Here is a 23,717-nt window from a genome sequence, read left to right as displayed (position 1 = left end):
CTTCTCAGGAGCTTCGCCTGTAACATTTCGTATCTAACCCTAGAGATGGGGGTCAGCGTAACCAGATCACCGTGGCCATTCGCCCCGTCACGCCATCATCACGGCGATGGGAGTAGAAGCGCGATTCCGAGGCGGTACAGAAGTGACCGCCACTGACATGGCCGACCCCCGCACGCTCCAGCCGCAGGCGAGCCAGCTTGTAGAGGTCGCCCATGTAGTGGCCCAGCCGATAGGGGCTGGATTCGAAGGCGTCGTCGGCCTCGGGGAGATCCGCGATGAAGGCGTCACGCACCTCGGGGCCGACCTCGAACTGGGCATTGGAGATCGCCGGACCCAGCCAGGCCATCAGCTCGCCCGGGTCATCTCCAAGACGGGCGACAGTGGCTTCCAGCACACCTTCCACCAGGCCACGCCAGCCCGCATGCGCCACCCCGACCCGCGTCCCCTGTCGATCACAGAACAGCACCGGCAGGCAGTCCGCCGTCATCACCACGCAGGCCTGCCCCGTACCGGTACTGATGCAGGCGTCAGCACGTGGTGGCACCGCCTCATGGCGCTCATCGGCGTGACAGACGTCAAAGGCATCCACCACCTGAGTCCCATGCACCTGATCCAGCCACGCCAGTGGACGACCATCATCGACCTCGGCCGCGAGCAGGTCACGCACCCGCGCGACCATCGCCGGATCATCCCCGACATGCCGCGCCGGATTGAAGCCAGCGTATGGCCCCTGACTCGGGCCGCTCTCACGCGTGGTCACGAAGGCCTGCACCGGACTGGGTGCTGGCCAGTCCGGCAGAATCAGGGTCGGGCGTAGACTGTCGTCGTGCATAACCTCTCCTGGCGCGATGGGATACGCGAACCGAGCCCCTCAGCGGGCGATGTCTTCCTTGAGATAGTCGATCAAGACCAGCATGTCACCCGGCATCTCGGCGCGGAATTCGACTTCCTTGCCCGTGATCGGGTGGATGAAGGCGAGGCGACGGGCATGCAGCGCCTGACGCGGGAACTGACGCAGCAGCTCCTTGAGCGGGTCACTGGCCCCCGGCGGAAGCTTCAGACGGCCTCCGTAGACCGGGTCCCCGATCAGCGGATAGCGCTGGTGCGCCATGTGCACACGGATCTGGTGGGTACGCCCGGTTTCCAGCTTGCAGCGGATATGGGTATGACCCCGGAAGCGCTCCACCACGCGAAAATGCGTGATCGCCATCTTGCCGCTATGGGTCACGGCCTGACGCTTGCGATCCTTGGGGTGACGCCCGATGGGCGCATCCACGGTACCGCCCGCCGTCAGCACACCGGTCACGACGGCATCGTACTCGCGAGACACGGTACGCGCCTGCAGCTGCTCGACCAGGTCCGCCTGGGCGGTCAGCGACTTGGCGACCACCATCAGGCCACTGGTGTCCTTGTCGAGACGATGCACGATACCGGCACGCGGCAGCATGGCATTGCCCGGACAATGGTGCAGGATGGCATTGAGCAGCGTGCCATCCGGATTGCCGGCCCCCGGGTGCACGACCATGCCGTGCTCCTTGTTGATGACCAGCACGTCGTCATCCTCGAAGACGATCTCGAGCTCGATGTCCTCGGGGCCATGACTGACTTCTTCTTCAAGCTCGGCGGTCAGGGCCAGACGTTCACCGCCATAGACCTTCTCGCGGGGTTTGACGGCGGCACCGTCGAGGGTCAAGGCACCGGTCTTGATCCAGTGCTTGAGGCGCTCGCGGGAATAGTCGGAGAAGATCTCGGCGCAGGCCTGATCAAGGCGCATGCCAATCATCGCCTCCGGGATCCGCTCTTCGCGGTTGATGGTGTCTGCCATATTGCTCTCTGAGGCCGTTTCGCAGGAAAGGGCCTTTGCTTTATAGTGAGTGCGGATCGGCGGATTCTAGCATGCCCGCCATGGATTGCCCGAGATGAGGAAACCGATGCGCGCCCTTCCCTTGACTGCCTTCGCCCTGGCCAGCACCTTGCTGGTCGGCTGTGCGTCCAACGAGCCGGCACCGGATCTTCAGGAGCAGGAGCTGTACCGTCAGGCTCAGGTTTCCCTGGATACCAGCCGCTTCAACTCCGCCGTGCAGCAACTTGAAGCACTGGATACTCGCTTCCCGTTCGGCAGCTATGCCGAACAGTCGCAGCTGGAGCTGATCTACGCCTACTACCAGGTGGACAACTGGGAAGCCGCACGCGCGGCGGCCAGCCGCTTCATTCGGCTGCACCCGGACCACCCGCAGGTCGATTATGCCTACTACATGCGTGGACTGGCAGCCTATAGTGCAGGGCGCTTCAGCCTGGAATCGCTGGACCTGATCGACATCTCCAAGCGGGATCTCGGTGCGACGCGGGACGCCTACGTCGACTTCGGCGAACTGGTGCGCCGCTTCCCCAACAGCACCTACGCCGCAGATTCGCGTCAGCGCATCATCTATCTGCGCAACGTACTCGCGCGTGGCGAGCTGCAGACTGCCGATTTCTACCTGCGCAAGCAGGCCTATCTGGCCGCCGTGAAGCGTGGCGAGTGGGTGATCGAGCACTACCCTAACACTCCTGCCACTCGCGATGCGCTGGCCGTGATGGTCGAAGGCTATCTGGGCCTCGGTCTGCGCGACCGCGCCAGCGAGACGCTCAAGGTGCTGATCCAGAATGATCCGGACAACAAGCGTCTGGATGGCCGTACCTTCGAGCCGCGCTACGTGAAGGCGGATGACCTGACCGTCTGACGATCACGGGCTTTTTTCGTGCTGTCAGCATGGCCAGAATCGTCGGACTCAGGCGCTTTCAGCGGCTTGCGCAAAGAATCCGCAATCCCTGACACCGGACATGAGTTGCCTCAGTCGCCGGCCGCCCAGCCATTGACGATCGGGTAGCGACGGTCACGCCCGAAGCCACGCGGCGTGACACGCACGCCAACCGGTGCCTGACGGCGCTTGTACTCACAGCGGTCGACGAGACGCACCACACGATAGACATCCTCTTCCTCGAAACCGGCACGGATGATCGCCTCGGCACTCATGTCACCCTCGATGTAATGGGTGAGAATCGCATCCAGGGTGTCGTAGTCCGGCAGCGAGTCGCTGTCGAGCTGGTCTTCGGCGAGCTCCGCGGACGGCGGACGCGTGATGACACGCTCCGGAATCGCCGGGCCCATGGTGTTGCGCCAGTTGGCGAGACGGAATACCCAGGTCTTGTAGACGTCCTTGAGCGCATTGTAGCCACCGACCATGTCGCCATAGAGCGTGGCGTAACCCACCGCCATCTCGCTCTTGTTGCCAGTGGTCAGCACCATCAGGCCCTTCTTGTTGGAGATGGCCATCAGCAGCACGCCACGACAGCGTGACTGCAGGTTCTCCTCGGTGGTGTCGCGCTCACTGCCGGCAAAGCTCTCCGCCAGTGTCTCGGTGAAGGCCTCGACCATCGGCGCGATGGGCATCACCTCGTAATTCACGCCCAGCAGTGTCGCCTGCTCGGCAGCGTCTTCCCTGGAGATGTCCGCGGTGTAGTGATACGGCATCATCACCGCATGCACGCGGTCCGCGCCCAGCGCATCGACGGCAATCGCCAGCGACAGGCCGGAGTCGATGCCACCAGAGAGACCCAGCACCACGCCCTTGAAGCCGCTCTTGTTGACGTAGTCACGCAGGCCGGTGACCAGTGCACAGTAGAGCGACTCTTCCGGTGACAGCAGCTCGGCGATCTCGCCGCTCTGCGGCGCCCAGCTACCGCCTTCCTCCTTGAGGAACTGCACCGGCATCAGGCCGACATCCCACCAGGGTGCCTGCACGCAGGTATTGCCCTCGGCATCGATGGCGGCGGAGCCACCATCGAAGACCAGCTCGTCCTGGCCACCGATCTGATTGACGTAGACCAGCGGACACTTCACTTCGGCCGCCCGCTGAGCGAACAGATGATTGCGCTCGGCCGGCTTCTCCAGATGATAGGGCGAGGCATTGAGGCTGACGAGAATGTCCGCGCCGGCATCCCGCGCCTGACGAACGGGCGCGCCATCCCACAGGTCTTCACAGATCACGATACCCAGACGGGCGCCGCGGCATTCCACCACGCAGGCCTCGGAGCCCGGCGTGAAGTAACGCTGCTCATCGAAGACCTGATAATTGGGCAAGGCCTGCTTTGCGTACTCGGCGATCCACTCGCCATCCTTGAGCACGCCGGCCAGGTTGTAGCGCTTGCCGTCACGCATGCCGGGGTAGCCGACGATGACCATCACGCCACGCGCGACCTTGCTGGCCATCCGCGCGCGCGCCTCGTCGAGTCGTGCCTCCATGGATTCGCGCAGCAACAGGTCTTCCGGCGGGTAGCCGGTCAGACACAGCTCGGGCAGCACGACGACGTCGGCCTTGTGCTCGAGACTCGCTTCACGGACGGCTTCGATGGCACGCTCGGTATTGCCGGGGATATCACCGACCAGCGGGTCGAGCTGGGCCATCACCAGAGTCAGATCTTGCATGCGGTAAGGATCTCTCGATTGGCGGTTCGATAAGGGGCCAGTACACTGTGGCCAGACATCTGGCTCAGACTGCTGAGCCGTGCACCGGCTCATCAGTCTCATGATGGCCGCCATTGTCCCGCAAGGTCGCGCCGCTGGCAAAAAGCCACGCGCGCCGCCTCATCTGGGAGTCATATAGGAATGAGCCTGTTGATCATCCGTCTGCTGGTATTCGTCGTCCTGTTCTGGGCAGGCCTGCGCCTCTATCGCATGTATCGCCAATGGAAGCTGAGCCAGGACAACCACGATGACGGCCAGCCTGCCGAGCGCGAGGCCCAGAACATGGTGCGCTGCGCCTACTGCGATCTGCATCTGCCGGAAAATGACGCCATCCGCCATGAAGCGCTGCACTTCTGCTGTCAGGAGCACCAGCAGCATTTCCTCGACGAGGGCCCACGCAAGTAACGCACTGTCCTCAGGCCCAGCGCGTCGCGTCTGGCTGGGACGAGGCTTCCAGCGTGGCGATCTCGCCCAGCAAGGTCTCGGGCTGGTAGGGGGTGGGGTCGATGATAGGCGTACGCCCCAGCAACTGGTCCGCCAGCAGGCGGGTCGAGGCCGGCGCCAGTACCAGGCCATTGCGATAGTGACCGGCATTGACGTGCAGATGGCGGCGTTCGGGCACGGCACCGATGAACGGCGTGCCGGTCGGTGAGCCCGGGCGCAGCCCCGCCCAGTGATGCTCGACCTCACACTCGGCCAGCGCCGGGATGATCTCGCAGGCGCTCTTGATCAGCGACTCACGCGCCTCAAGGGTGGTCGCCTTGTCGAAGCCGACCTCCTCCAGCGTGGAACCCGCCACGATGCGCCCATCGGCACGTGGAATCACGTAGCGTCCATTCTTGAGTACCACGCGCTCCACCAGCCCCTTGGGTGCCTTGAACAGCACCATCTGGCCGCGTACCGGCCGCACCGGCAGCGCCAGCCCCGCCTCACTCAATATCTCGCGACTCCAGGCGCCCCCACAGACCACGACCTGTCCGGCGGACAGCACTGAATTGGCGGTCTGCACGCCGATGGCGGTGTCGTCCTGCAGCAGAATGCCCTGCACCGCGACATTCTCGAGCAGACGTACGCGCGGGTGGGCATCGAGAGCGGCGCGCAGTGACTTGCCCAGGCGCGGATTGCGGATGCTGCCCAGCGTCGGCATCCACAGCGCCGATTCGCAACCGGGCGCGACGGCCGGTGCCTTGTCGTAAAGAAAGTCAGCCTCCACGCGCGTCAGCGGCTTGGTGTATTCCTCGGACCAGCTCAGTGCCTGCTCGGCATCCTCGACATTCAGGTACAGCAGACCCTGCTGGCGATATTCGGGGTCGATGCCGGTGGTCTCGATCAGGCGCCTCGGCCAGCGTGGGGTAGAAACCTTCCGACCAGGCAGACAGGCGTCGAGATCGGCGCACTAGTAACGCCACGGATACAACGGCGAGACGATACCGCCGCCCGCCCAGGATGCCTCGCGCCCACACTGGCCCCGCTCGACCAGCGTGACCGTCTGGCACCGCCATCCGCCAGTTGCCAGCGCAGTCAGCATGCCGATCACGCCACCGCCTACCACCACAAAGTCATTCACGCCTGTTCGCTCCTGCCTCAAGACCGGGAAAGGCTTCCAGAATACGCCGCCCGCAAGGCGGTGCAAGCGAGCCGCGCGCAATCCAGCATCGCACCGAGCGAGGCCGCTCTCGCCACTGCTACCAGCAATCGCCATCGCCGGTCGTGTCGCGGATGCCGGTATTGGTGAGGGTCAGCGCAGGGCAATCGCTATCGGCGCTCTGAGGCGCCACCGCAGTCGCGATCAGCGTGAAGCGGGTCGTCGTGGCGCCATCCTCCAAGCTCAGGGCGTAATAGCCTTCCGGCGACTCGGTGGCGCGCCCCAGTCCCTCCTCGTCACAATCGCTGTCACCGGCGATGCTGGTCGCGTAGCCACCGCAACGCGCCATGTAGCGCTCCTGAGCCTGTGCCAATGACATCAGTGCCGCCTGCCCATCGGCACGACGTGAGCGGATTACCTGATCCTGATAGCTCGGGTAGGCGATCGCCGCGAGGATGCCGACGATGACGACCACGATCATGATTTCCGTCAACGTGAAACCGCGGGCGTACCTGCGGTGAGACAGTCAGCGCAGTTGATACCAGGAAACACGACCGGTATCCGTCGAGCTGGACACGTTCAGGTCGTAGGATGAGACGGTGCCTTCTACCGTTCCCAATGAGCTGCTACCCACATAGACCGTATTGCCGACACTGACGCTGGACGTCGGCGTACCGCTCAGTTTCACGCTGACGACCACATTGCCGACGGCGACGGTGTTGTCGATGATGGTGCCGACCAGATCATCGGCGCTGAAGGCTTCATCCTGATTGAAATCGAAGATGGTCACATAGCTGCCTTCGCTGTCGTCGTAGGTCGGCAACCCTGTCTCGGTATCCAGCGCGACCAGCCAGCCGCCCCCGGTGCTTTCACAGAAGTTGGTCCCCGTGCTGGAGGTGCTGGTAGAGAAGACCACCAGGTTGGAGAGCAGGTTGGCCGGCTCGACCAGCTCTTCCTGCTCGGAGGCATCCAGATCCAGATACCAGCCGAAGCGATCGCTGTCCTGATCTTCCAGCTGGCTGGGGTAATAGCTGAAGCTGTCGCCACCGAGAGTCCGTCCAGTCAGCTCCCCGTTGGTGTAGCTGCCACTGACGAAAGTCCGCTCCTCGAGGTTGCTGCGCATCAAGCTGGTGTGACTGCCACCGGCATCCAGCACGGTGTAGAGGCTCTGGGTGACCCAGGCCTCGTCCTCGGCATCAGCGTACATGTCCTGCCCTGTTCCGAAGGACACCAGCAGATTGGGCGAAGACATGGTCTGCGTGCCTCCGGAGTAGCGACTCAGCGTCGGTTTGACCGTGATCGGTTGCAGCGCATCCGTCTGGCACTCCCCGCCAGTCAGGCTGGTAGCACAGGCCGTGAACAGCCGCGTGACACTCCACTTGCTGCTGTCATCATCACTGAGATCGAACTTCCACAACCGCCCCTGAAGATCCCCTCCATAGGCAAAATCGACGGTGCCATTGCTGTCGATATCAGCAACCTGCAGATTGGCCAGGCCGCCGGTCACCCCACTGGGGGACAACTTGGCGATCACGCCACCGGCATTGACTCCATCGAGCTCCAGCGCGAACAACGTCGGCGCGGCGTTCTCATCGGCGGTTTCCAGGCCATTGCCGACCAGCACCGCACTGTCACCATTGTTCAGTGATACGATATGCGCACTGCCGAAGACATGCCCCATGTCATCATCGTCGCTTGAGCCGAATTCCCAGCGCACTACATCATCTTCATCGAAGTCTTCACCCGCCACGGCCTTGGTGACATTTAGCACGAACAGGCCGCGTCCACCGCCCGCCAGACCGGATACCAGCCACTCCTCGCCATCCAGACTGGCGATACGCACTTCACCATCGACATAATAGCGATGCTGATAGCCCGGGTCGGTCAGATAGCCCAGCCCTGCGTCGTCCTCTTCGCTATAGAGCAGCTCCGGAATGTAGGCGAACTGCTCGCTACCGGTATTGAGGTCGAAGGCGTGCAGCATGCCGTCGTTGGCCCCGACGAAGACACTGCCCTGTGTCGTCGAGTCCTCACGTGTCACGACGACTGGCGATGAGCCGATGATGTCGCCCAGCTGCACGCCAGTGCGTTTGCGCAGACCATCGCCCTCATATTCATCACTGCCCCGCAACCACTCGATCGCTGCCTTCACATGGTCATCGGTAGAGTTGCCACCGACCTCCATGCGCGCGAGATCGTTGCGCTGGCTGGAGCTCAGGCGGCCCGCGTTGTCAGTCGTGAACTCGACGCCGTTCCCCCCGGACATGGTGAAGACCGTACGTGTCTCGAGGCCATCCTCCTCTGCCAATGCCTCACTCAGCTGGGTGGCAGCACTCCAGAGCTGGTCTTCATCCTCGACATCCTTGCCCTCCTGTACCGAGGAGGCCACTACATCTCCCGTCCAGGTCGAGGCGGAATAGCGGCTCTCGACCAGTCGGCTGTCCGTCTCGACACTGGCCGTCGTCAGATTGGTAGATAGGCCGCTGACACTGTTGCCTACCGCGACGATCTCGGAGGCGATCGCCGCCAGCGCCGAGACGAGATCCGTCGGGCTGGAGGCATTGAAGTAGGAGCCCCCGCCATCGATGGCGGCCTGTTCCAGATCATCGATGGTGCTGGAGCTGCTCTCCGTAACGCGATCCTTGTCATCCCAGTCGTTACTAGTCGACTCGACCCCGAACGCCACCGTATAGGTCGTCATCACCTGCTTTTCATAGGTCCCGCTTCCAAGCTTCGGCAGGAGATCATTATGTGCATAATAATAAGCGACATCCGCCAAGGTGGCATCGCCACCAGATCGGCCATTACTTTGTTGCCAAGTGCGACCATCACCGTTGGCATCACGAATATCTCTTTCAATCGCATTGGAGTCTGAGGAGTCCTCGGAATTCCAGAAACCATCGGTTATGAGAACAGTGAAATTCTGCTGACACATGCCGCCTTCATCTTCTGAGAGTATCGGCGTAGCTCCTAGAGATGGATAATTATCGCTATAATATTCTCCAGCACGATACAGTGCCTCACGGAGAGGCGTTACTTGGAATTATTTCCGACTCGACAATAGCATCTCTGATCTCTTCAAGATGTTTGTTGCCGCTATCGCTATTCGTCACCAGCTCAACCACTGCCCCCAAAACATTGGTTACGTATTGGATAATCGAGTCAAAAATATTATCAACTTCAACTTTTCTCGAAGTACTAGCACCAGGATTTATCGTAATGAAACCTGTGCGATACTCAATGCCTGAAAGTAGCTCCAAACCAGCAGCCTTACCAACACTCAAACGACTCCTGTAGTAAGTAAACCAGTTGGCATAATTAACCTTCTTATAAATCAGATTATAACCCTGTTCGTATTCACCACCCTCGAAGGTATCCTCGAATGACATCGAGCCCGAATCATCCAATACCAGCAGGACGTTGGGGGTGACCCCGACGCTCTGGGTAGTGGGCAACTGAAGTAGCGTGTCGCTGTCTGCCAGTACGGGCAAGGTGACCACCAGCAGCCCGCCTGACAGCAAGACCGGCAGGTGAATACGACGCAAGCCGCTGCGGCGGGGTGAGTGCTTCGATTTCATCGATAGATTCCCTTCAATCGGCCATCATGATTTCGCTTTGCACCACTGCCAGTGCACGCTTTCTGCTCTCAAGGTCTCCCGCGCTCTCAAGACTCCAACCGGCGGCCGTGATGCGGAAGGCATTCAACAACCGGCTGCTGCTCAGGTTGTCGTCATTCAGAACGCCTTCTGTCGTTTCCCCAAGATATTCAATGACATAGTTACCATTGGCAGCCGCATTGCCACTCAGGATGCCCTCGCCATCCCAGGCGTCTGCCTGCAGAGGATCGAAGTCCAGACTTTCTCCCGCCGTCAGGTCATAGAAACCATCCTCGCCGAAGTCATCCAGCGTCAGCTCGCCCTCGAGCAGACGACTTTCGGCCTGCTGCTGAAGGCTCTCGGCCTCGGCATAGGCGTTGTCGTAGAACTGGGTATTCATCAGCATGCGGGTCTGCAACTGGGTATCCTCATTGCCCGTCACTGCCATCACGCCGACCACGATCAGCATGATCAACACGACCAGCAATGCCATCCCCTGCTGACGAGGATGCCGGGGGGCGTTCATCTGATTCATAGACCGATATTCCTCGGGCTCAGGGTAATGTCGAAGGTACGTTCCAATTCACCATCATCCTCACCCTCGACGTTGATCGTCGGTGGCGTCTTGAGGGTCAGGCTGATGTGGATACGTCTGACGCTACCCCAGTCATTTGCGGCTTCCACTTCCGCCGCGCTGCGCTCTACTGCGAAACGACTCGCACTGCCACTGCCCGAGGCCGTATCGAAGGACAGATCCAGCGCTTCGACGTATCGCGCCACTTCTTCATCACAGCCTGCGGTCGGGTCACCACCGACATCTTCTCCGTTCAGGCACAGACGGACGGGAGAATCGTCATCGGTCTGCGACAGCAGCAGATACCAACGCTGCAACGGGTAGACATATGCCTGGGTCTGCTGGGCACCGCCGTAGCCATGTTCCACAGCACTCGACAGATCCAGTGAATTGCTGCCATCGCCCGCCAGGCGAGCGATATCACCACTCTCGCAGTCACTGATCAGCACGACGCTATCCGCCTCCAGCGTATCGGCGGCGTAATCTTCAAGTACCAACGACGTATCCCCCTGAGCGACACTCGACCCGAGCTGCCAGCCACGCTGCGCTCCCAGTGCGGGTACCTGCAGGGCCAGGCGGTCGTAGGTGACCCCCGCCACCGTGTCGGACTCGGCCGTCAAGGGAGCATCGGACAGCGCGTGGCTGCCGGTGCCATCACTGACACTGCTCACCGACGCACAGCCGGAAAAACCGGCATTGCGCACCAATGGCTGCAAGCGACGCGTGACATGGCGCGCAGACTCCTGCAGGTAGGACACGGCAGACGTCGTGTTGAGGGTTGAGCGCGAGGCAAGAAAGTACTCCAGCGCCATGGCGGAAATGAACAACCCCAGCACCAGCGCCAACATCAATTCGACCAGGCCGACGCCCTGCTGGGCACGCCGTGAAGGCATCGAGCGAGGCGCCCTGGGCGAGCGCGACGCGCAGGCTCGCCGCGAGAGAGAGACTTTCAATGACATCAGGGCACCACTCGTATCTGTAGGGTCTCGCTCAACGCCTGAGCATCGGCGTCCATGCTGTCTGCGTTCTGACCCAGCGGCGCGGCACCGCTCCAGCCGAGGGTCAGTGTCAGAAGATCACTCCCGCTGCTGGCGATGGCCCCGACCGGCGCGTTCAGTCCACTGTCCTCAAGCCGGTCCGCCCACACCGCTACATCGCGTGCCGCCAGCTCAGCAACACTGCAGGGACAATTGCCGGGATTGCCCGCGCTCTCGGTGTCGAGGCCAGCGTAGTCATCCACGCCGTCAGGGTTGGCCTGGATACGCTCCGCCATGCTGATCAACAAGATGCGAGCTTCGGTACGCGCATAACTCTCGTTGTTGGCCTGCAGGCTCTCCATCTGCATGAGTCCGAAACCCAGCAACGTCAGCCCCATCAGCAACAGGGCGATCAGAGCCTCCAGCAGACTGGTACCTTGTTGCCCCTTTCTCGCGGGATGCGAGCCCACCTCAGCAACTCTGGTCATCGCTGCCATATGTCTCCGTCAGTACTCGTCCAATGGGGGTCAATTCAAGCTGGCGATGGCCCTGACCACCCGACTGGTCACAGATCAACAGCCAGGTGGAGTCCGGTGTCGCGCCCTGGTCATCAAAGGTCACGCCGGTGACATCTGCCTGCACGGTGATGGCGGCATCGAACAGGCGCAACAGATCATCGCCCAGCGATACTCGTGCATCCGCCTGAGTGCCCTGCACGACCGCCCAGCCATTGCTCCAGCGGGTCGAATTCATGCAGGCATCACCCGCGGCATTCAGCGGACAGAGCGTGATGCTGCCACCACTGGCCACCGCCTCGCTGCGCGCGTAGTTGACCGAGGCAATGAGTGTCTCGGCGGTACTGGTCACGGCATTGCGCGCGACCACTCCCTGCCAGGCGGGGACGGCGATCGTGATCGTGATGACCAGCACTGCCAACGTGATCATCAGCTCGATCAACGTGAATCCTTGCTGCCCCTCCTGCTGACGTGTGCGTCGAAGCGCATGAAAAACTGACATCGTCATATCCCTGAGAAACACGCAGGCGAAGGTGCCCTTCGCGATGTAAAATGGGGCAATGTAACGTCAACCAGCCACATACCAGCAATTGCTACTGTCGGTGCCTTCTGAATCTGCCAATACCGCAGCTCCCTTGATACCCAGCTCCGTCAACGTGAAAGTGGCGCAGTCCTCATCATTGGCCTGACTGCCCGTGGCAGTGGCCGTCAGCGTATAGCTGTCGGCGTCCCCCGCGACGGCCAGTGTATAGAAGCCCTCCTCGCTGGCCGTATCCGCCTGTCCAAGCCCGATCCCGTCTCCGCCGAGCCCCAGAGCATCATCACAGTCCGTGGCGGTAGTCACACTGGCGGTCGCATATTCTCCGCAGGTGGCCATGATGCGCTCCTGGGTCTGGGCAAGCGCCAGAAGGGACGTGATGGCATCCGTGCGGCGTGAGCGCTCCACCTGATCCTGATAGCTGGGATAGGCGATAGCGGCCAGGATTCCGATGATGGCCACGGCAATCATCAGCTCCATCAAGCCGAAACCACCTTGTGATCGAGAACCGCCAGTTCGTCTGATCATCAACGCCCCCTGCGAAGCAGCGTGATATCGATCACCGGTCTTGGCTCGCCGCGCGGATCGAAGCGTACCTCGACCTCCTGCCCCGGATTGAGGTGGAATGCCTGAAGTTCTCGCCCATTGCGATTGAGGACGCGCGTGGAGGGCAGGATCACGAATCCCATGTCGTTGAGCTGCAGCTGGTCCCCCTCCACCTGGTCAATCACGCCTGTGACGGTCTGCTCCATGTCCAGCTGAATCAGGGTATCTGCCGCCATGGCCGTCCCGCCCCACCCCGTGAGGAGTGCACAGGCTGCCAGCATCCATGCGCCGCCGCTCCGCTGCCACTTGTATCGTGATGTCTGCATGTTCCCTCTCCTAGCGCAGCTGGTACCAGGCACTACGGCCTTCCAGTCCATCGATCCCGAAGTCCATGGCCATCTCGACCACTTGATTGGTACCGCCCTGACCGACGTACTGGGTATCTCCCAGGAACTTGGGCGAGGTGGGCTCCCCGTCCGTCTTTATCGACAGCACGACCTGATTGTTGACGTTGTCGCTGGCATCCACCTTGCCGTCGCCATTGTAGTCAAAGACCTGCTGGACACTGTTGTTGCTGCGGACCGGTTGCAGACCATTGCGCAGGCTGAGGGCATTCAACCAGCCGCTGGCACCACCGGTACAGGGGCCATTGCTGCCCGGGATCGTGGTATTGAAGACGATCAGATCGCCACGTACTGCCGGAATCGTCACCAGACGCTCCCCGGAATCGGAAAGCTCCACATACCACCCGTACTGGATGCCATTGTTGTTCTGATTGGCATAATCGACACCCACACCGGTGACGGTACGTGCATCACTGACCCCGGTGATGTTCGTGAAGCTCTGCTTTTCCAGCTGTCCGTGATAACGACGCGTCGTGTCGCCCGTGTGCAATACGCTATAGAAAGACTGCGTCGAGGTGTCGATGGCATCCTGCAGTGTCAACAGTTGCCCCGTCCCCCAATAGACATTCAGGTACGGCGTATCGACGGTACTGTTGAAGACACCGCTGCGTGCCACGGCCACTCGCGAGGTGATGGGCTGGCGCGAAGCCGTCGGACAGGTCGATGTCGTGCTGTTCAGAGCCACCGCACATGACTGGAAGAGGCGCGACGTCTCGCCGCTCCCCACGTCATCCAACGAGAAATCACGCATGTCGAACACCCAGACATTGCCGTGAAGATCACCCGCGTAGACCCAATCGGTAATGCCATCGGCATCGATGTCCGCCAGCTCCGGGCTCGACAGGCCATTGCAGTCGCTGTTGGCTGACGTGCAGGACCCCCCGGCATTGCTGCCCTGCTGTGAATCCAGCAGCGCGAAGTTTTCCGGGTCCTCCAGATCCACGATGAACAGTTTGGCACGCCCGTCACTATCCGCGTTGTAGCCATTGCCGAAGATGGCGTACCACTTGCCATCATCAAGTCGAGCAACCTGAATGTCGCTGAAGGTGTAACCGAGATCCTCGTGGGTGAATTCCCACTGCACGATATCCGCCGGCGAGGTGCCATTGGACTCCCCCAGCGTGTCGAAGGCTTCGGGATCCGTGATATCCAGCATGTAGACCGCCTTGCCACCCGCGCCAAGCCCCCCCACCAGGACCGAATGCCAGCTGGGAGCGTCTTCCTCTCCCAGTTGTACGTGGACATCGCGCGCGACAGGCGTGGCATCGACGTAATACTGGTGAACATAATTCTGGTCGGCGAGCTGACGAATGCCACGCCCTCCCTCGATGCTGAAAGCGGCATATGGCATGTAGGCGAATTTCTCTTCCCCGCTTTCCATGTCGATGGCATGCAACATGCCATCGTTGGCACCGATGTAGATCATCGACTGGCGATCTTCATGCAAGGTCTTGAAGGAGCGGTACGAAGACACTTCCATGTCATTGCGGTAGCTGGCGGAAGGCGGGCCGACGATGGCCGGCGAGGCGTGGACGATATCACCGAGATAGTTGTCGTCACGATCACGGAACAAGGTACCTTCATAGGTATCATCGCCCTTGAGATAGCCGATCAGATTCTCGAGCTCCGACGTTCTCACGGCAAGCGGTGTCCCATTGAGCGTGAGGAAGGTCCCGCTCGTATCCAGAATCTGCCCCGTCAGCTGCGTCACGCAGCACGGCATCGGTCAACAGCGTCTCGTCCAGGAAACCGACGAGGTCGAGAATCTGTTCCGCCTCCAATGAGCCGGCCTCCTCGATATCAAAGAAGAAGGCCTTCTCGTCGACGTCCGAAATCCCCGGATTATAGGTGATCACCTTGCGACTGCTGCTGCGACCGGCATCGTCACGCAACCACTCCGCGACGGACCACTCGGATGTGCTGCTCAAGGTGCCATCGCTGCCGATCTTGCGTGCGACCACATCCCCCGCCCAGTTGGCCGGGTCATAGGTCGTCTGGATGACATAGGCATCACTGGTCTGGCTACCACTGCTGATATCCAGACTGCCGGTGCTGGCAGCACGCCCCGCGATTGACTGGGCGATATTGTTCAATGCATCGATCAGGGCCTGGGGGTTGGCAGCACTCAGGTACTCGCCGCGTCCATTCCAGGCGGCATGGCGAAGATCATCAATGGTGGTATTGGTATTGGACACCGGCTGAGGCCAGGTGAAGGAGGTATCGATACCGGATGGATTCTCGGTCAGGGAACCATCCACCCCGAAGCCGACAGTGTAGGTGACCATGTGCTGGGACGGGTTTTCATCCACATCCGGCACGGTGGGAACGCTATTGATCAGATCAGTGCGCAGGTCGGTGCGATAGTAATACATCGCCACGTCACCCAAGGTATTGGAGTAACTGTCACGGTGACTGGCACTGATGTAATCACCGCTGCCACCATCGACATTGCCGACACTGGGACTTGAGCCATTCCAATAGCCATCAGTCATCATGATCGCGTAATTCTGCTGACACATGCCGCCTTCATCCGCACTCAGGATGGGCGCATTGTTGCCAGTACTGGCGAAGTATTCGCCGGCATTCTTCAAGGCCGTGCGCAGTGGAGTCCCGCCGGAGGGATAAGCGGTGAACAGCTCTTCCATCAGGTCGTCACGTTCATCGGCATCGGTCATGTCCGCGACGTTGCGGTTGTTGCGCCCCTGGATGGTACGCAGGCCTACCCGAGACTCGTTGGTATCGATGACGCCTGCCATGGCCGACTTGGCAACGGACATGCGGTCGCGGTAATAGGTGAACCAGTTGGCGAAGTTGGTCTTCTGTGCGGCGGACTGCTGATCGATGTAGACCCCGGAGTCTCCAAGCACCGACGAGGCGGGCTGATAGCCCCAGTATTCGACGCCCTGATTGAGCGTATCCTCCCAGGCCATGCTGCCCGAATCATCAAGGATGAACAGGATATTGGGCTGAACACCCGTGGCTTCCGTCACTGGCGCACGAGCGATTTCCCCGGGAGCCGCCAGGCAAGGCAGAGCGAAAAGGCATAGGGCACCACTCAGCAGATAACGCATGTTCATGCTCCTCTCAGAAGTAAGGGCCCAGTTCCAACTCGCTTTGCACCACTGTCCAGGAGGCGCCATTGCCGCCTCCCAGGCCCATTGCACTGACGCGGAAGGCATCCAGGCGCGTACCGACCGCATTCAATTCGTTGCTGGTATTCAGTGGGGGCTGCCCGACCTTGCCCAGATACTCGATCACGTACGCCCCGATCACCGCGCCGTTATCATCATCCAGCGTATCGATGCCATTGGCCTGCCAATCCGCTTCAGAGAGCGGGTTGATCGGCGGCGCATCCTCAGGGAGTGCCAGCATCAGCCCAGCCGAGTCATCGAAATCGCCCAGTTCCCAGGCGCCATTCTCCAGGCCCTCCTGCAACGCCCGCTCACCGATGCTGAGGCTGGTCTCGGCGTTGTAATAGGACTGCTCGAAGTTACGGCTGTTGACGGCCATCCGGGTCTGCAACTGACTGTCCTCCACGCCGGTGACGGCCAGCAGACCGATCACCACCAGCATGACCAGCACGATCAGCAGTGCGATGCCTTGCTGATGCGCGGGCCCCCTCGTTGCCGCGCAGGGCCCGGATGTTGACGGCGATGTATGCATCAGCTGCCCCTCAGTTGCAGATTGCGCGGCGTGAACGTGAGATTGAAGGTGCGTGTCAGACGGCCATCGTTATCTCCGCCCGGCACCACGCCTGGCAGGCTCTCGAGTGTCAGGGCGATCTCGATGCGACGCACCTCATCCCAACGGTCTTCGCTGCGAACCGTGGCGGCAGGCACCTTGACCCGATCGACACTGCCGTTGCCGGTGGTGTCCAGACTGAAGCTGACATCGAAGCCCTCGACGCCAGAGGCCAGCTCTTCGCGCGCAAAGGTGGCATCAATGCGATCGAGATACAGCGCACGCACCGAGCTGTCATTGGCCTGATCATCCAGCCGGAGCTCCCAGGCCTGCACCGGATACAGATAGGCATTCGATGACTGTGAACTGCCATAGGAACGCGACAGGGTATCGTTGGTCTCGATACTGCCCTGGGTCGTCCCCGACACCTTGAAGACATCGGTGCTGTTGCAATCACTGACCAGCGCGAACTCGTCGGTCACGAAGGCCGCTTCACTGCCATTGCGCACGCTCAGTGGTCCGCCCAGTGAGGTCATGCTGCTGATGAGCGTGGTCTCATCGCCATCCTTGCTGGCGGCGACGAACGTCAGATTGAAATAGCTGAGGCTACGCTGGGTACGCTGCTGCCCACCGAAGGGCGCCGTGAGATCGTGGGAGTCATCCACTGAACTGGCATTGGTGATATCACGACTGTTGGCACACCCCGCGTAGCCCACATTGCGCATGAGGGGCTGAAGCCGGAACGAGACATAACGCGCCGACTCCTGAAGATAGGACAGGGCTTCCTGGGTACTCACGGTACTGCGTGACGTCGAGAACATCTGCACCGCCATCGCCGTGATGAGAAGCCCCAGCACCAGACTGATCATCAGTTCGACCAGGCCAACCCCCGCCTGATGCAGAGACACGCGGGTTCATGGCTCCACCTCGAAGCGATATGCCTGGATATCCATTCCACCATTGAGCGTATCGCTCCATTGCACCTGGACACTGACGTCATGCACCCCGATACCGGCACCGCCGACCAGGCGCTCGTCTACCGTCACGTTGCCGACACCGCTGGTCAGAGTGGAACCCTGAATGGCCGTTCGCCAGTCGATCACATCCTGATTGGCCAACTGAGCAGGCGTGCAGTCTGACGAGCATCCATTGTCCGGTGGGTCCTGCGTATCGGCACCATCGTATTGCGCAATGGCTTCGAGATTGGCTCGGATGCGCTCGGCCATGTCCAATGACAGCAGCTGTGCCACCGTATTGCTGTAACTGACGCGCTGATGCTGCAACGTCTGCACCTGCAGCAGCCCCAGCCCCAGCAAGGAGACACCAAGCAGCAGCACGGCCACCAGCGCCTCGATCAGACCGACGCCACGCTGATCACCAACACCGCCCCCCTCCTTCCGCGCCGGTATTCATGACCTCATCCATCCACAGAATGCCGCAGTCATCGTTGAGCTGTGCTCCCTGCGGAGTGGCTTGCAACACGAAGGTGCTCGGCGTGAGGCTGCGATAGGAGATCAGGTAACGCAGATTGCCGCCGGCATCCTCGATACTGCTGACGCCATCGGCTGGCAACTCACCCTCCAGCACCGGCGCCTCGGAGAAATCGTGGCCATAGAAGCCATGCAACTGCCTGGCCTGCTGGCCCAGCGCCTGCTGAGCATGAGAACGCCAGCTGCGCTCCACGTACCCGAGATAGGATGGCACTGCTACCGCCGCCAGAATCCCGATGATCGCGACCACCATCATGACTTCGATGAGCGTGAAGCCTCGAAAAAAGCCGCGACAGAGTCGCGGCTTTCAGATGACCAATGACTTACAGAGCGTTACAGCTCGCGAATCTGATCCGAGGCGATCAAGCGCTCCTTGAGCTCCTTGGGCATGGAGAAGACGATATTCTCCTCCTGACCTTCCAGTTCCTCGGGCGCCGAAGCCCCCAGTGCCATCAGGCGATCGATCACGCCCTGCACCAGCACTTCGGGCGCACTTGCGCCTGCCGTGATCCCGATACTGCCGATACCCTCGAGCCAGGCGGCCTCGATCTGCTCGGCATCATCGATCAACCAGGCCGGGGTCTGCATGCGCTCGGCCAGTTCGCGCAGGCGATTGGAGTTGGAGCTGTTGGGGCTGCCGACCACCAGCACCACATCGCAGGCTTCCGCCAGCATGCGTACGGCGTCCTGACGATTCTGGGTCGCGTAGCAGATATCGTCCTTGCGCGGCCCTTGAATCGCCGGGAAGCGTTCGCGCAGCGCATCGATCACACGCGCCGTGTCATCCATGGACAGTGTGGTCTGGGTGACGAAGGCCAGCTGACCCGGGTCCTTGACCTCCAGGCGCGCCACATCGGACTCGTCCTCCACCAGGTGGATGGTGCCACCCTTGGAGGTGTCATAGCGACCCATGGTGCCCTCGACTTCCGGGTGACCCTCATGGCCGATCAGCACGCAATCCTGGCCCTTGCGCGCATAGCGCAGCACTTCCATGTGCACCTTGGTCACCAGCGGACAGGTGGCATCGAAGACCTTGAGGTTGCGACGCTCGGCCTCTTCCTGCACCGCACGCGAGACACCGTGGGCCGAGAAGATGACGATGACGTCATCCGGCACTTCGTGCAGTTCCTCGACGAAGATGGCGCCGCGCTCCTTGAGGGAGTCGACCACGAAGCGATTGTGCACCACCTCGTGACGCACGTAGATCGGCGGCCCGAACACGTCGAGCGCCCCGTTGACGATATCGATGGCGCGATCCACTCCGGCGCAGAAACCGCGCGGGTTGGCCAGCTTGATCTGCATGACAGGCTCCGCTTGATGGCAAGGGGCACACGTGTGAGGCGCCCCTGGAAAAGAAGACTCAGTGCGTGGTCGCGGGGGAGACGGACAGCACCTCGACCTCGAAGGTCAGGGTACGCCCGGCCAGCGGGTGGTTGAAGTCGACCTTGACGTCACGCTCATCGATCTCGCGAATGATGCCCGGCAGCTCCGAGCCTGACGGCTCGGCGAAGGACATCACCATGCCGACCTCGATCTCGTCATCGAAGCTCTTGCGCGCCACGGTCTGGACATTCTGCGGATTGTGCTGACCGAAGGCATGCTCCGGCGTGACCGTGAAGCTGCCGGTCTCACCTGCCGCCATGCCCATGATCGGCCGCTCGAAGCCCGGCGGCAGATTGCCATCGCCTACCTGGAAGGTGGCCGGCGTCTTGTCGAAGGTGGAATCCACTTCGGTGCCGTCTTCCAGACGCAGACGGAAATGGAGGCTGACCTCCATGTTTTCGGCGATACGATATTCGCTCATGCTGACCTCGTTTGCGCCACTCACTCGGAGCGGCCACGGAAGGATTCGATGATCAGTGCCACGGCTCCCAGGCTGATGGCGACGTCCGCCACATTGAAGGCCGGGAAGAAGGCATTGCCCCAGTGGAAGGACAGGAAGTCCACCACGTAACCATGCACGACACGATCATAAAGATTGCCCAGTGCGCCACCCAGTACCAGCGCGATGCCCAGCGCCGTGAAGGTCTCGTGACGCTTGAGGCGCGCAAGCCAGATGCTCAGACCGATGGCCGCCACCACGGCGATGCCGGCGAACAGCCAGCGCTGCCAGCCGTCATGACCGGCCAGGAAACTGAAGGCCGCGCCGGTATTGTGCAGCAGCGTCAGATTGAAGACCGGCAGCACCTCGTTGGCCTGACCGTAGATCAAAGAACTGCTGGCCAACCACTTGGTGGTCAGATCCAGCACCACGATCACCACTGACAGCCACAGCCAGCGCAACGGCGAACGCATCGGCTCACTGGCGGCCGAGCCGGCCTCACTGGCAGGCGGTTGTGAAGAAGACGTCATGTTACCTTCCCGAATGAATCCGTCGGCGGCAAGACACGAACGCCGGGCCAGAGCCCGGCGTTCGATATCAGCGCTCAGCGGAGGCTGAACGATGCCGCGGTCGCGTCAGCGATCACGCGAAGTGACGCGTCTCGCCTTCGCCATCCGGCAGGTTGGTCACGCAGCGGCCACACAGAGTCGGATGTTCCGGCAGGGTGCCGACTTCCGGACGGTGGTGCCAGCAACGTTCGCACTTGGCATTCTCGCTGACCTTGACCGCCACCTTGAGGCCGGACACTTCGGTCTCTTCTGCGTCACCCGCAGCATCGAGAGGCGCCAGGGTCACGCCGCTGGTCAGCATCACGAAGCGCAGTTCGTCGCCGAGACTTGCCAGCAGAGTGCTGAGCTCATCATTGACGTAGAGGGTGACTTCCGCCGCCAGGCCATTCTTGACCAGACCGGCGTTGCGCGCGCCTTCCAGCGTCTTGTTGACCGCCTGCTTGACGTGCAGCACCTGCTCCCAGAACTCACGCCCCATGGGGGCATCATCCGCCAGGGTGGTCAGGCCGGTGTAGGCCGTCTCGAGGAAGATGGTGTCCTTGCGCGGACCCGGGATGTTGGCGTAGATCTCTTCACCGGTGAAGGAGAGGATCGGTGCCATCCAGCGTGCCAGCGCCTCGATCACGTGATACAGCGCCGTCTGGCAGCTACGACGCGCACGCGAGTTCGGCTGCGTGGTGTACTGGCGGTCCTTGATGACATCCAGATAGAAGCCGCCCAGCTCACGCGAGCAGAAGGTCAGCACCTGCTGGTAGATGTCGAGGAAGCGGTATTCCTCGTAGGCCAGCTCGACACGTGCCTGCAGCTGGGCGGCACGATCGACCACCCACTGGTCCAGCGCCAGCATGTCGTCAAAGGCCAGCGCATCACGCTCGGGCTCGAAACCGTTCAGGTTGGACAGCAGGAAGCGCGAGGTGTTGCGAATGCGGCGATAGGCATCGGCAGTCCGCTTGAGGATCTCGTCCGAGACGGCCATCTCACCGGAATAGTCATTAGAGGACACCCACAGGCGCAGAATGTCGGCACCCAGCTTGTCCATCACCTGCTGCGGCGCGACCACGTTGCCCACTGACTTGGACATCTTGCGGCCCTGCGCATCGACGGTGAAACCGTGAGTCAGCAGTGCCTTGTAGGGCGCGTGGCCGTCGATGGCACAGCCGGTCAGCAGTGACGAGTGGAACCAGCCACGGTGCTGGTCGGAGCCTTCCAGATACAGGTCGGCACGCGGACCTTCCTCGTGACCATGCGGGTGCGAGCCACGCAGCACATGCCAGTGGGTCGTTCCGGAATCGAACCACACATCCAGCGTGTCGGTGACCTTCTCGTAGTTCTCGGCCTCATCGCCCAGCAGCTCCTGGCTGTCGAGTGACCACCAGGCATCGATGCCGTGCTCGGCGACGCGATCCGCGACCGCTTCCATCAGCGCGACGCTGTCAGGGTGCAGTTCGCCAGTGGCGCGATGCAGGAACAGCGGAATCGGCACGCCCCAGTTGCGCTGACGCGAGATGCACCAGTCAGGGCGGTTGGCGATCATGCTCTTCAGGCGCGCCTGGCCCCAGGCAGGAATGAAGGTGGTGTCCTCGATGGCGGACAGCGCCTTGTCACGCAGGGTCACGCCATCGGTGCCGGCGATGTCCATGCCGACGAACCACTGGGCCGTGGCGCGATAGATGACCGGCGTCTTGTGGCGCCAGCAGTGCATGTAGCTGTGGGTGATCTTCTCGTGCGCCATCAGCGCGCCGAGTTCTTCCAGACGCGCGACGATGTTCGGATTGGCCTTCCAGATGAACTGACCACCGAATTCCGGCAGGTCCGGCACGTAGACGCCGTTGCCCTGCACCGGGCTCTCGATCTCGTCGAAGCTCATGCCGTAACGACGGCAGGTGTGGAAGTCATCCTCGCCGTAGGCCGGCGCGGAGTGGACGATACCGGTACCGGCACCGGTCTCGACGTAGTCGGCCAGATAGACCGGCGACAGACGATCGTAGATCGGGTGGCGGAAGTTGAGATTCTCCAGTGCCGCGCCATTGACGGTCGCCAGTGTCTCGCCACTCAGCCCGAAGCGCGCCAGGCTGTCGTCGACCAGCTCCTCGGCGAGCACCAGCAGGCGCTCGCCGGTATCGACCAGCGAGTAGACGAAGTCCGGGTGAACGTTGAGCGCCTGGTTGGCCGGAATGGTCCACGGGGTGGTGGTCCAGATCACGATCGCCGCCGGCTTGCTCAGTGACTCGAGGCCGAAGGCCTTGGCCAGCGCCGCGCTGTCGTCTGCCGCGAAGGCGACATCGATGGCGTCAGAGGTCTTGTCGGCGTATTCGACTTCCGCTTCCGCAAGCGCAGAGCCACAGTCGAAGCACCAGTTGACCGGCTTCAGGCCCTTGAAGACATAACCGCCCTTGACCATCTCGGCCAGCGCACGGATCTCGCCGGCTTCGTTGGCGAAGTCCATGGAGCGATACGGGTTACCCCAGTCACCGACGATGCCGAGACGGATGAACTCGTGCTTCTGACCTTCCACCTGCACGCCCGCGTATTCGCGGCACAGGTGGCGGGCTTTCTCGGACTCGAGATGCTTGCCGTGGGTGGTCTCGACCTTGTGCTCGATGGGCAGACCATGACAGTCCCAGCCCGGCACGTAAGGCGCATCGAAGCCCGCCATCGTCTTGGACTTGACGATGATGTCCTTGAGAATCTTGTTGACGGCGTGACCGATGTGAATATTGCCGTTGGCATAGGGAGGGCCGTCGTGGAGCACGAAGCTCGGACGGCCCTTGCCTGCTTCACGCAGACGCGCGTAGAGGTCAATCTCGTTCCAGCGGGCCAGTTGGTCCGGCTCACGCTTGGGGAGATTGCCGCGCATCGGGAAGTCGGTATCGGGCAGATTCAAAGTGTGCTTGTAGTCGCTCATAGCCTTTC

Annotated in this window: 24 protein-coding genes and 2 pseudogenes; 2 read left to right on the top strand and 24 right to left on the bottom strand. The window is 61.5% G+C overall.

What is annotated here, in order from left to right:
- Window positions 1-52: 52 nt before the first annotated feature.
- Both pgeF and rluD read right to left on the bottom strand, forming a co-directional pair.
- The gene (gene pgeF / locus CU110_RS01025) at window positions 53-832 is read right to left on the bottom strand and encodes a peptidoglycan editing factor PgeF (RefSeq protein WP_077373486.1); all 780 of its coding nucleotides are present in this window, start codon (window positions 830-832) and stop codon (window positions 53-55) included.
- A gap of 39 nt (window positions 833-871) precedes the next feature.
- The gene (rluD, locus tag CU110_RS01020) at window positions 872-1,825 is read right to left on the bottom strand and encodes a 23S rRNA pseudouridine(1911/1915/1917) synthase RluD (RefSeq protein ID WP_077373483.1); all 954 of its coding nucleotides are present in this window, start codon (window positions 1,823-1,825) and stop codon (window positions 872-874) included.
- A 106-nt stretch (window positions 1,826-1,931) separates the two neighbouring features.
- Here rluD and CU110_RS01015 point away from each other — a divergent pair, with 106 nt between their 5' ends.
- Window positions 1,932-2,723 carry an outer membrane protein assembly factor BamD gene (locus CU110_RS01015; RefSeq protein WP_103751389.1) on the top strand — a complete coding sequence of 264 codons (792 nt, stop codon included), beginning with the start codon at window positions 1,932-1,934 and terminating at the stop codon, window positions 2,721-2,723.
- A gap of 110 nt (window positions 2,724-2,833) precedes the next feature.
- Here CU110_RS01015 and CU110_RS01010 read toward each other — a convergent pair whose 3' ends face one another.
- Window positions 2,834-4,468 carry an NAD+ synthase gene (locus CU110_RS01010; protein WP_084207770.1) on the bottom strand — a complete coding sequence of 545 codons (1,635 nt, stop codon included), beginning with the start codon at window positions 4,466-4,468 and terminating at the stop codon, window positions 2,834-2,836.
- Window positions 4,469-4,648: 180 nt separating this feature from the next.
- Here CU110_RS01010 and CU110_RS01005 point away from each other — a divergent pair, with 180 nt between their 5' ends.
- Entirely contained in the window at window positions 4,649-4,912 is a 264-nt protein-coding gene (locus tag CU110_RS01005) for a PP0621 family protein (protein ID WP_077373474.1), read from the top strand.
- Window positions 4,913-4,922: 10 nt separating this feature from the next.
- Here CU110_RS01005 and CU110_RS01000 read toward each other — a convergent pair.
- The 21 genes and pseudogenes from CU110_RS01000 to ileS form a co-directional block, all read right to left on the bottom strand.
- Window positions 4,923-6,059: pseudogene (locus CU110_RS01000) on the bottom strand (FAD-dependent oxidoreductase).
- Between the two features lie 133 nt (window positions 6,060-6,192).
- The gene (locus tag CU110_RS00995; RefSeq protein ID WP_127734356.1) at window positions 6,193-6,618 is read right to left on the bottom strand and encodes a type IV pilin protein; all 426 of its coding nucleotides are present in this window, start codon (window positions 6,616-6,618) and stop codon (window positions 6,193-6,195) included.
- The gene (locus tag CU110_RS00990; RefSeq protein WP_164850240.1) at window positions 6,619-8,793 is read right to left on the bottom strand and encodes a PilC/PilY family type IV pilus protein; all 2,175 of its coding nucleotides are present in this window, start codon (window positions 8,791-8,793) and stop codon (window positions 6,619-6,621) included.
- A 319-nt stretch (window positions 8,794-9,112) separates the two neighbouring features.
- Window positions 9,113-9,670: a hypothetical protein gene (locus CU110_RS00985; protein ID WP_127734352.1), complete on the bottom strand. Its 558-nt coding sequence runs from the start codon at window positions 9,668-9,670 to the stop codon at window positions 9,113-9,115.
- 13 nt (window positions 9,671-9,683) lie between these two features.
- Window positions 9,684-10,223 (bottom strand): hypothetical protein, encoded by a 540-nt coding sequence (locus tag CU110_RS00980; protein WP_084207766.1) that lies wholly within the window; start codon window positions 10,221-10,223, stop codon window positions 9,684-9,686.
- On the bottom strand, window positions 10,220-11,155 hold the full coding sequence (locus tag CU110_RS00975; protein ID WP_084207765.1) for a hypothetical protein: 936 nt from the start codon (window positions 11,153-11,155) through the stop codon (window positions 10,220-10,222). Before CU110_RS00975 ends, CU110_RS00980 begins: the two co-directional genes overlap by 4 nt.
- A 65-nt stretch (window positions 11,156-11,220) precedes the next feature.
- Window positions 11,221-11,727, bottom strand: coding sequence for a hypothetical protein (locus CU110_RS00970; protein ID WP_127734350.1), 507 nt, complete (start codon window positions 11,725-11,727; stop codon window positions 11,221-11,223).
- The gene (locus CU110_RS00965) at window positions 11,711-12,256 is read right to left on the bottom strand and encodes a GspH/FimT family pseudopilin (protein WP_164850393.1); all 546 of its coding nucleotides are present in this window, start codon (window positions 12,254-12,256) and stop codon (window positions 11,711-11,713) included. The genes CU110_RS00970 and CU110_RS00965 overlap by 17 nt, the downstream gene beginning before the upstream one ends.
- A 66-nt stretch (window positions 12,257-12,322) precedes the next feature.
- The gene (locus CU110_RS00960) at window positions 12,323-12,820 is read right to left on the bottom strand and encodes a type IV pilin protein (RefSeq protein WP_127734348.1); all 498 of its coding nucleotides are present in this window, start codon (window positions 12,818-12,820) and stop codon (window positions 12,323-12,325) included.
- The gene (locus tag CU110_RS00955) at window positions 12,820-13,164 is read right to left on the bottom strand and encodes a hypothetical protein (protein ID WP_127734346.1); all 345 of its coding nucleotides are present in this window, start codon (window positions 13,162-13,164) and stop codon (window positions 12,820-12,822) included. Before CU110_RS00955 ends, CU110_RS00960 begins: the two co-directional genes overlap by 1 nt.
- A 10-nt stretch (window positions 13,165-13,174) precedes the next feature.
- The gene (locus CU110_RS00950; protein WP_164850239.1) at window positions 13,175-14,881 is read right to left on the bottom strand and encodes a PilC/PilY family type IV pilus protein; all 1,707 of its coding nucleotides are present in this window, start codon (window positions 14,879-14,881) and stop codon (window positions 13,175-13,177) included.
- Complete coding sequence (locus CU110_RS15655; RefSeq protein ID WP_164850238.1) at window positions 14,832-16,313, bottom strand: hypothetical protein; 1,482 nt, start codon at window positions 16,311-16,313, stop codon at window positions 14,832-14,834. The genes CU110_RS00950 and CU110_RS15655 overlap by 50 nt, the downstream gene beginning before the upstream one ends.
- A gap of 13 nt (window positions 16,314-16,326) precedes the next feature.
- Window positions 16,327-16,905, bottom strand: a complete 579-nt coding sequence (locus CU110_RS00945; protein ID WP_127734342.1) for a hypothetical protein — start codon at window positions 16,903-16,905, stop codon at window positions 16,327-16,329.
- Window positions 16,905-17,831 carry a PilW family protein gene (locus CU110_RS00940; RefSeq protein ID WP_127734340.1) on the bottom strand — a complete coding sequence of 309 codons (927 nt, stop codon included), beginning with the start codon at window positions 17,829-17,831 and terminating at the stop codon, window positions 16,905-16,907. The genes CU110_RS00945 and CU110_RS00940 overlap by 1 nt, the downstream gene beginning before the upstream one ends.
- Window positions 17,832-17,837: 6 nt before the next feature.
- Window positions 17,838-18,332, bottom strand: a complete 495-nt coding sequence (pilV, locus tag CU110_RS00935; RefSeq protein WP_127734338.1) for a type IV pilus modification protein PilV — start codon at window positions 18,330-18,332, stop codon at window positions 17,838-17,840.
- Window positions 18,298-18,627, bottom strand: a complete 330-nt coding sequence (locus CU110_RS00930; RefSeq protein ID WP_276317902.1) for a type IV pilin protein — start codon at window positions 18,625-18,627, stop codon at window positions 18,298-18,300. The genes pilV and CU110_RS00930 overlap by 35 nt, the downstream gene beginning before the upstream one ends.
- 4 nt (window positions 18,628-18,631) lie before the next feature.
- Window positions 18,632-18,687: pseudogene (locus CU110_RS17470) on the bottom strand (prepilin-type N-terminal cleavage/methylation domain-containing protein); the annotation flags it as partial.
- 59 nt (window positions 18,688-18,746) lie between these two features.
- On the bottom strand, window positions 18,747-19,715 hold the full coding sequence (ispH, locus tag CU110_RS00925) for a 4-hydroxy-3-methylbut-2-enyl diphosphate reductase (RefSeq protein ID WP_084207759.1): 969 nt from the start codon (window positions 19,713-19,715) through the stop codon (window positions 18,747-18,749).
- Window positions 19,716-19,773: 58 nt separating this feature from the next.
- Window positions 19,774-20,217 carry an FKBP-type peptidyl-prolyl cis-trans isomerase gene (fkpB, locus tag CU110_RS00920; RefSeq protein WP_077373432.1) on the bottom strand — a complete coding sequence of 148 codons (444 nt, stop codon included), beginning with the start codon at window positions 20,215-20,217 and terminating at the stop codon, window positions 19,774-19,776.
- A 20-nt stretch (window positions 20,218-20,237) separates the two neighbouring features.
- On the bottom strand, window positions 20,238-20,765 hold the full coding sequence (lspA, locus tag CU110_RS00915) for a signal peptidase II (protein WP_240499635.1): 528 nt from the start codon (window positions 20,763-20,765) through the stop codon (window positions 20,238-20,240).
- A gap of 112 nt (window positions 20,766-20,877) precedes the next feature.
- Window positions 20,878-23,709 (bottom strand): isoleucine--tRNA ligase, encoded by a 2,832-nt coding sequence (ileS, locus tag CU110_RS00910; RefSeq protein WP_084207758.1) that lies wholly within the window; start codon window positions 23,707-23,709, stop codon window positions 20,878-20,880.
- Between the last annotated feature and the right edge of the window lie 8 nt (window positions 23,710-23,717).

Source organism: Cobetia sp. ICG0124 (assembly GCF_004006355.1).
Lineage (GTDB): Bacteria > Pseudomonadota > Gammaproteobacteria > Pseudomonadales > Halomonadaceae > Cobetia > Cobetia marina.
The sequence above is the reverse complement of the archived record's forward strand: the minus strand, read 5'-3'. Positions and strand labels throughout refer to the sequence as shown.